The 8,040-nt window shown below is 73.2% G+C and carries 4 protein-coding genes and 2 pseudogenes; 5 read left to right on the forward strand and 1 reads right to left on the reverse strand.

Features of this window, described 5'->3' with window-relative positions; genetic code table 11:
- The first annotated feature begins 80 nt into the window (after positions 1 to 80).
- From SSNG_RS21480 to SSNG_RS40080, 5 genes and pseudogenes are all read left to right on the forward strand, one after another.
- Entirely contained in the window at positions 81 to 1,187 is a 1,107-nt protein-coding gene (locus SSNG_RS21480; protein ID WP_042801594.1) for an AAA family ATPase, read from the forward strand.
- A pseudogene (locus SSNG_RS21485) lies at positions 1,184 to 3,477 on the forward strand (DUF5682 family protein). Before SSNG_RS21480 ends, SSNG_RS21485 begins: the two are co-directional and overlap by 4 nt.
- Positions 3,474 to 4,619, forward strand: a complete 1,146-nt coding sequence (locus tag SSNG_RS21490; RefSeq protein WP_007265994.1) for a VWA domain-containing protein — start codon at positions 3,474 to 3,476, stop codon at positions 4,617 to 4,619. Before SSNG_RS21485 ends, SSNG_RS21490 begins: the two are co-directional and overlap by 4 nt.
- 263 nt (positions 4,620 to 4,882) lie before the next feature.
- Positions 4,883 to 6,061: an ADP-forming succinate--CoA ligase subunit beta gene (gene sucC, locus SSNG_RS21495; protein ID WP_007265995.1), complete on the forward strand. Its 1,179-nt coding sequence runs from the start codon at positions 4,883 to 4,885 to the stop codon at positions 6,059 to 6,061.
- A 21-nt stretch (positions 6,062 to 6,082) separates the two neighbouring features.
- Positions 6,083 to 6,518 (forward strand): annotated as a pseudogene (locus SSNG_RS40080) (CoA-binding protein); the annotation flags it as partial.
- 663 nt (positions 6,519 to 7,181) lie between these two features.
- Here SSNG_RS40080 and SSNG_RS21505 read toward each other — a convergent pair.
- A partial coding sequence (locus SSNG_RS21505; protein ID WP_007265997.1) for a hypothetical protein occupies positions 7,182 to 8,040 on the reverse strand: 859 nt, incomplete at its 5' end.

Here is an 8,040-nt window from a genome sequence, read left to right on the forward strand (position 1 = left end):
GAACAAGGGCTGTTGTCAGTGGCATGGTGCACGGTGGTTCCAGCAGTCGGGAGCGGCTGCCGAGCATTTGGAGGGGGACCATGACCACGCCCGGGAACAGCACCGGCACCGAGGCACTGCGACCGCACGCCGAGGACGCCTACGCGCACGAACTGAAAGCCCTCGCCGCCCAGGACGACCGGCCCCGCCCGGCCCGCTGGAAGCTCTCCCCGTGGGCCGTGGCCACCTACCTCCAGGGCGGCACCCTCGCCGACGGCACCGTCATCACACCCAAGTACGTCGGACCGCGCCGGATCGTCGAGGTCGCCGTCACCACCCTCGCCACCGACCGCGCCCTCCTCCTGCTCGGCGTCCCCGGCACCGCCAAGACCTGGGTGTCCGAGCACCTCGCCGCCGCCGTCAGCGGGGACTCCACCCTCCTCGTCCAGGGCACCGCCGGCACCCCCGAGGAAGCCATCCGCTACGGCTGGAACTACGCCCGCCTCCTCGCCCACGGCCCGAGCCGCGAAGCCCTCGTCCCCAGCCCCGTCATGCGGGCCATGGCCGAGGGCATGACCGCCCGCGTCGAGGAACTCACCCGCATCCCCGCCGACGTCCAGGACACGCTCATCACCGTCCTGTCCGAGAAGACCCTGCCCGTACCGGAGCTCGGCGAGGAGGTGCAGGCAGTCCGCGGCTTCAACCTCATCGCCACCGCCAACGACCGCGACCGCGGGGTCAACGAGCTCTCCAGCGCGCTGCGCCGCCGCTTCAACACCGTCGTCCTCCCGCTGCCCGCCACCGCCGACGCCGAGGTCGACATCGTCGCCCGCCGCGTCGACCAGATGGGCCGCGCCCTGGACCTGCCCGCCGCGCCCGAGGGACTGGAGGAGATCCGCCGGGTCGTCACCGTCTTCCGGGAGCTCCGCGAGGGCGTCACCGACGACGGCCGCACCAAGGTCAAGACGCCCAGCGGCACCCTGTCCACCGCCGAGGCCATCTCCGTCGTCACCGGCGGACTGGCCCTCGCCGCGCACTTCGGCGACGGCGTCCTGCGCCCCTCCGACGTGGCCGCCGGGATCCTCGGGGCCGTCGTCCGCGACCCGGCCGCCGACCGCGTCGTCTGGCAGGAGTACCTGGAAGCGGTCGTCCGCGAGCGGGACGGCTGGAAGGACTTCTACCGCGCCTGCCGGGAGGTGACGGCATGAGCCCGGCGGCCGCCGGACCGCTGCTGCTGGGCGTCCGCCACCACGGGCCCGGCTCAGCCCGCGCGGTCCGGGCCCGCCCTGGACCGGGCGCAGCCGAAGGGCCGTGCCGCCAAAAAAAAAACCGCCCGAGGCGGACGCACTGCTGCCGCTGGCCGCCGAGCCCGGGATGCGCCCGCCCGTAGCCCTCCTCGCGCACGCCGCGGACGATCCCGCCCGGGCCGCGTTCTGGCCGCTGGCCGCCTTCTCCCCGGAGTGGGTCGCCATCCGCTGGGCCCAGGCCCGGGACGTGCCGGTGCGCTTCATCGACCTGCCCGCCGCCCACACCCTGGCCGCCCGGCAGCCCGGGGAGCGCGCCGCCGGCCCGGTCGCGGTCGACCCGCTCGCCGTGCTCGCGGAGACCGCCGGGTACGAGGACCCCGAGCACTGGTGGGAGGACGTCGTGGAGCACCGGGGCACGGGGGAGGCGCGTGACCCGCTGGCCGTCTTCGAGGCCCTGGCGGAGGCCATGGGCGCCCTGCGCGAGACCTACGGCGACGGCGGCGACGGCCGCGACCTCGTCCGCGAGGCGCACATGCGGCAGCGGATGCGGGCGGCCCGCAGGGAGTTCGGGGACGACTACGCCGTGGTGTGCGGGGCCTGGCACGTCCCGGCGCTGCGGGCCGGGACCACGGTGGCGGCGGACAGGGCACTGCTCACCGGGCTGCCCAAGGTCAAGGTGGAGACCACCTGGGTGCCGTGGAGCCACCGCAGGCTCGCCCGGGCCGGCGGATACGGCGCGGGCGTCACCTCGCCCGGCTGGTACGCGCACCTGTTCGCGGCCCGCGACCGGCCCGTCGAGCGCTGGCTGACCAAGGTCGCCGGGCTGCTGAGGGAGGAGGACCGGCAGGTGTCCTCGGCCCATGTGATCGAGGCGGTCCGGCTGGCGCAGACGCTGGCCGCCCTGCGCGGCCGCCCGCTGCCCGGCCTCACGGAGACCCTGGAAGCGGTCCGGGCCGTGATGTGCGACGGCTCCGACGTACCGCTCGCGCTGGTCGAGGACCGGCTCGTCGTCGGGGACGTGCTCGGCGAGGTCCCGGACGCGGCGCCCGTCGTACCGCTCCAGCGGGACCTGACCCGCCGGCAGCGCACGCTGCGACTCAAGGCCGAGGCGCGGCGGCGCGACCTTGAGCTCGACCTGCGCAAGGAGTCCGACGCGGCCAAGTCCCTGCTGCTGCACCGGCTGCGGCTGCTCGGCATCGACTGGGGCACCCCGACGGCCTCCCGGAGCGGTACGGGCACCTTCCGGGAGACCTGGCGGCTGTGCTGGGAGCCGGAGCTGTCGGTGCGGGTCGCCGAGGCCGGCATCTGGGGCACCACCGTGCCGGGGGCCGCCACCGCCAAGGCGGAGGCCGACGCGGCGGCCGCCGGGGAGCTGGGGGAGGTCACCGCGCTGGCCGAGCGGTGCCTGCTGGCCGGGCTGTCGCAGGCCCTGCCGGCCGTGCTGCGGGCGCTCGCCGACCGGGCCGCGCTGGACACGGACGTGGCCCGGCTGGCCAAGGCGCTGCCCGCGCTGGCCCGCGCGCTGCGGTACGGGGACGTACGGGGCACGGACGCGGCGGCGCTCGGCACGGTCGCGGCCGGACTCGCGGAGCGGATCTGCGTGGCCCTGCCGCCGGCCTGCGCGGCCGGGCTCGACGCCGACGGGGCGGCGGAGCTGCGCGGCCACCTCGACGGGGTGCACGGGGCGGTCGGCCTGCTGGCCGACACGGACCCGGGGCTGAGGGACCGCTGGTCGGCGGTGCTGCGGACGCTGGCCGGACGGGAGACCGTACCCGGGCCGATACGCGGGCGGGCCGCTCGGCTGCTGCTGGACGACGGCCGGCTCCCGGCGGGTGAGACGGCCCGGCTGATGGGGCTCGCCCTGTCCCCGGCGGCCTCCCCGGCCGACGCGGCGGGCTGGATCGAGGGGTTCGCCGGGGGTGCCGGCGGCGGGACGCTGCTGGTCCACGACGAACGCCTGCTGGGGCTGATCGACGCCTGGCTGGTGTCGGTGCCGGAGGGCGCCTTCATCGACGTACTGCCGCTGCTGCGGCGCACGTTCGGGGCGTACGAGCCGGGCGTGAGACGGACCCTGGGCGAGCTGGCCCGGCGCGTCCCGGGTGCCCGCACGGCGTCCACCACCGCCCCGGCCGGCTTCGCCCCGGACCTGGACCCGGGCCGCGCGGACGCGGTGGCGGACCTGGCCCGGCTGCTCCTGGGTGCGGCGGTGCACGCGGCGGTACACGCGGAACGAGAGGGGATCGGGAGATGACGGAGAGCGGCACGGGAACCGCCGGAGACGAACGGCTGCGGCGGTGGCGGCTGGTGCTCGGCGCGGAGGACGACGGGACGGGCCGCGCCCTCGGCGGGCGGGACGCGGCGATGGACGGGGCGCTCGGGGCGCTCTACGGCGGCGGCCGGCCACAGGGGGAGCGGTCCGCCGGGCTCGGGGGCTCCGCCCCGCGCGTCGCGCGCTGGCTCGGGGACATCCGTACGTACTTCCCCAGCCCGGTGGTCCAGGTCATGCAGCGGGACGCCATCGAGCGGCTCGGCCTGTCCACGCTGCTGCTGGAACCGGAGATGCTGGAGGCCGTCGAGCCGGACGTCCACCTCGTCGGCACCCTGCTGTCGCTGAACAAGGCCATGCCCGACACCACCAGGGAGACGGCGCGGGCCGTGGTCCGCAAGGTGGTCGAGCAGCTGGAGCAGCGGCTCGCGGCCCGCACCCGGGCCACCCTGACGGGCGCGCTGGACCGTTCCGCGCGGGTCAGCCGCCCCCGCCACCACGACATCGACTGGGACCGGACCATCCGGGCGAACCTGAAGAACTACCTCCCGGAGCACCGGACCGTCGTCCCCGAGCGGCTCGTCGGCTACGGCCGGGCCTCGCGGGCGGTGAAGAAGGAGGTGGTCCTCTGCATCGACCAGTCGGGGTCGATGGCGGCCTCGGTCGTCTACGCCTCCGTCTTCGGGGCGGTCCTCGCCTCCATGCGGTCGATCGCCACCCGTCTGGTCGTCTTCGACACGGCCGTGGTCGACCTGACCGACCAGCTCGACGACCCGGTGGACGTCCTCTTCGGCACCCAGCTGGGCGGCGGCACCGACATCAACCGCGCCCTCGCCTACTGCCAGTCCAAGATCACCCGACCGGCCGACACGGTCGTCGTCCTGATCAGCGATCTCTACGAGGGCGGGATCCGCGACGAGATGCTGGGGCGGGTGGCGGCGATGAAGGCGGCCGGGGTGGAGTTCGTGACCCTGCTGGCCCTGTCCGACGAGGGCGCTCCCGCCTACGACCGAGAGCACGCCGCGGCCCTGGCGGCCCTGGGTGCCCCGGCCTTCGCCTGCACCCCCGACCTGTTCCCGGAGGTGATGGCGGCCGCGCTGGAGAAGCGCCCCCTCCCGGTCACCTGACGGTCACGCCATCGGCGGATCGCACGAAGAAGCAGTTCAACCGTGAGGCGATCTGTGACAGGTATCACCGCTCAGGTGTGATCTGCGATTTAGGGACCCACGGCCCACGGGGATAACCTGCGAGACGGACATGCCGCGTCCACGGTCACCGTGTGCGCCTTCCTAGTGACAGCGCCGTCACGTTGCCCTCCGCGGCACGCCCACGCAGATAGCAGACAAACCGCGAATCACTGCGAATCTTTGAAGACAAGGGACGGACGCGCGTGGACCTGTTCGAGTACCAGGCGAGGGACCTCTTCGCCAAGCACGGTGTACCGGTGCTGGCCGGTGAAGTCATCGACACGCCTGAGGCGGCTCGCGAGGCCACCGAGAAGCTGGGCGGCAAGTCGGTCGTCAAGGCCCAGGTGAAGGTCGGCGGCCGCGGCAAGGCCGGTGGCGTGAAGCTCGCCGCCACCCCGGACGAGGCCGTCGCCCGCGCGACGGACATCCTCGGCATGGACATCAAGGGCCACACGGTCCACAAGGTGATGATCGCCGAGACCGCGCCGGAGATCCTGGAGGAGTACTACGTCTCCTACCTCCTGGACCGCACCAACCGCACCTTCCTGGCCATGGCCTCCGTCGCCGGCGGCATGGACATCGAGCAGGTCGCCGAGGAGACCCCGGAGAAGCTCGCCAAGGTCCCGGTGAACGCCAACGAGGGCGTGACCATCGAGAAGGCCCGCGAGATCGTCGAGCTGGCGAAGTTCCCGGCCGAGGTCGCCGAGAAGGTCGCCGAGGTCCTCGTGACCCTGTGGAAGACCTTCATCGCCGAGGACGCGCTCCTCGTCGAGGTCAACCCGCTCGCGAAGGTCGCCTCCGGTGACGTCATCGCGCTCGACGGCAAGGTCTCGCTCGACGAGAACGCCGAGTTCCGCCAGCCGTCCCACGAGGAGTTCGTGGACCACGCCGCCGCGAACCCGCTTGAGGCCGCCGCCAAGGAGAAGGGCCTCAACTACGTCAAGCTCGACGGCGAGGTCGGCATCATCGGCAACGGCGCGGGTCTCGTCATGAGCACCCTGGACGTCGTCGCGTACGCCGGTGAGAACCACGGTGGCGTCAAGCCCGCCAACTTCCTCGACATCGGCGGTGGCGCCTCCGCCGCCGTCATGGCCAACGGCCTCGAGATCATCCTCGGCGACCCGGACGTCAAGTCCGTGTTCGTCAACGTCTTCGGTGGCATCACCGCCTGTGACGAGGTCGCCAACGGCATCGTCCAGGCGCTGAAGCTGCTCGAGGACCGGGGCGAGGCGGTCACCAAGCCGCTGGTCGTCCGCCTCGACGGCAACAACGCCGAGCTGGGTCGCAAGATCCTCTCGGACGCCAACCACCCGCTGGTGCAGCGCGTGGACACCATGGACGGTGCGGCCGACAAGGCCGCCGAGCTCGCGGCTGCGAAGTAAGGGCAGAGGTCACAGACTCACATGGCTATCTTCCTCAACAAGGACAGCAAGGTCATCGTCCAGGGCATGACCGGTGCCACGGGCATGAAGCACACCAAGCTGATGCTGGCTGACGGCACGAACATCGTCGGCGGCGTGAACCCGCGCAAGGCCGGCACGTCCGTCGACTTCGACGGCACCGAGGTCCCGGTCTTCGGCTCCGTCGCCGAGGCGATGGAGAAGACGGGCGCCAACGTCTCCGTCCTCTTCGTCCCGCCGGCCTTCGCCAAGGCCGCCGTCGTCGAGGCCATCGACGCCGAGATCCCGCTGGCCGTCGTCATCACCGAGGGCATCGCGGTGCACGACTCCGCCGCCTTCTGGGCGTACGCGACCGCCAAGGGCAACAAGACCCGCATCATCGGCCCGAACTGCCCGGGTCTGATCCCCCCCCGGCCAGTCCAACGCCGGCATCATCCCGTTCCCCGGGCGACATCCAACCCAAAAGACCCCGGGCCAAAGAATTCGGGTGCTCCGTGGTTCCCACAGTTCTCCGGCCACCGCGTTGTACCCTTAACCAAGAGAATGAATTGTTTACGGAGGCTGTCGCGGAGCAATTCGGGCCTTTTCACCCTTCTCGGCCGTTCGGGCATTCGGGGGGGCGAGACCCCGGGTCAATCTGGGCCACCCACCGCACAATTTGAGCGGCCCCTTGGAGGGCCCTTCGAAGGGCCCGACCCCCGGAAGACCCGAAGCTCAATCGGTCAATGATTCCGGCGGAGAAATCGGGCGGCGGACCCCCGAGGAAACGCTGCCGCCGACTTTCATTCGGCGAAAGAAAAGTTCACCAAAACCCGGTTGTTTGGGTACGTTGGCGGGGCTTCACCCCCCCCCCCGAGGGGCCAAGACCAATGGGGCCCCGGGGGGGGGCCATTTGTTTTCCGGGTTCTTTTGGCCCCCGCACAGGGCCAAAAAAAGGAGGGCCCCGGGAGGGCCCCCGGCGTCAAAGGTCGGGCAAAGACGCCGGACCGAAGACGGGCCACAGCTGGCCGCGCGAGATCCTCGAAGGCGCCAAGTAAAGCCCCCGGCAAGACTTTTGTAAAGGGTGGCCCGCACCCTTCGGGGTGCGGGCCACGCCCTTTCGTCATTCGAGCCGGGGGTGGAGGCGGTGGGGGCCGGCGGCCGGGTCGGCGCGGAGCTTGTCCTGGAGGTACCGGCTCGTCTCGGTGAGCCTCGGGGGGCCGCTCAGCGGCGGGACCCCGGAGACGCTCGCGCCGGGGGCGATCGGCGGCTCGTAGTGGTCCGGGGCGGTGACGGCGGTGTACCCCGTCGAGGCGGCGATGACCGCGGTCAGGACGAGCGCGGCCCGCGCCAGCCGCCGCGCCCGGTGCTCGCTGACGGCGCGGACGGTGGCCGCGGGGCGAGGCTCCAGGGACACGGCGGGCCGCACCGCGCCGAGCCGCTCGCGCAGCATTCCCGACCGCCGCTCGGGCGTCACCCCCGCCAGCGGGGGGATCCGGCGGGCGAGTTCGGCGTGAGCGCGCAGCAGGCGGTGCCCGGTGGCCGGGGTGCTGGCCTCCGTCTCGGCGGCGGTGTCGGGCAGGTCGAGGCCGACGCCGTCGTAGAGCAGCACCGTCCGGCGGTGTACGGGCGGCAGCGCGAGGAGGGCCTCCAGCAGGATCCGGTCGGCGGTGTCGGCCGGGGGCTTGTCGGGGCGGCGGTGGGCCCGGCGGAACCGGTGCCAGGGGGAGAGGGCGTACTCGTGCACGGCCGAGCGCACCCAGCCGACGGGGTCCCGGTCGGTGGCCACCTCGGGCCACCGGCCCCAGGCCTGACGGAACGCCACCTCCACGGAGCGCAGGGCGAGGGAGCGGCGGCCGGTGAGCAGGTAGGCCTGGCGGACGAGCGCGGCCGCGGCGTGGTCGTAGAGGGCGTCGAAGGCCTCGACGGCGTCCCGCGGGGGCCTCGGCCGGGGCCCGTACGGCGGCCCCGGCGGGGCGGCC

Origin of the sequence: Streptomyces sp. C (assembly GCF_000158895.1) — a bacterium.
In the GTDB taxonomy this organism is placed as follows: domain Bacteria; phylum Actinomycetota; class Actinomycetes; order Streptomycetales; family Streptomycetaceae; genus Streptomyces; species Streptomyces racemochromogenes.

Coding starts and splice junctions, on each gene's coding strand:
- SSNG_RS21480 (WP_042801594.1), top strand. CDS start 81: ATGACCACGCCCGGGAACAGCACCGGCACCGAGGCACTGCGACCGCAC.
- SSNG_RS21490 (WP_007265994.1), top strand. CDS start 3,474: ATGACGGAGAGCGGCACGGGAACCGCCGGAGACGAACGGCTGCGGCGG.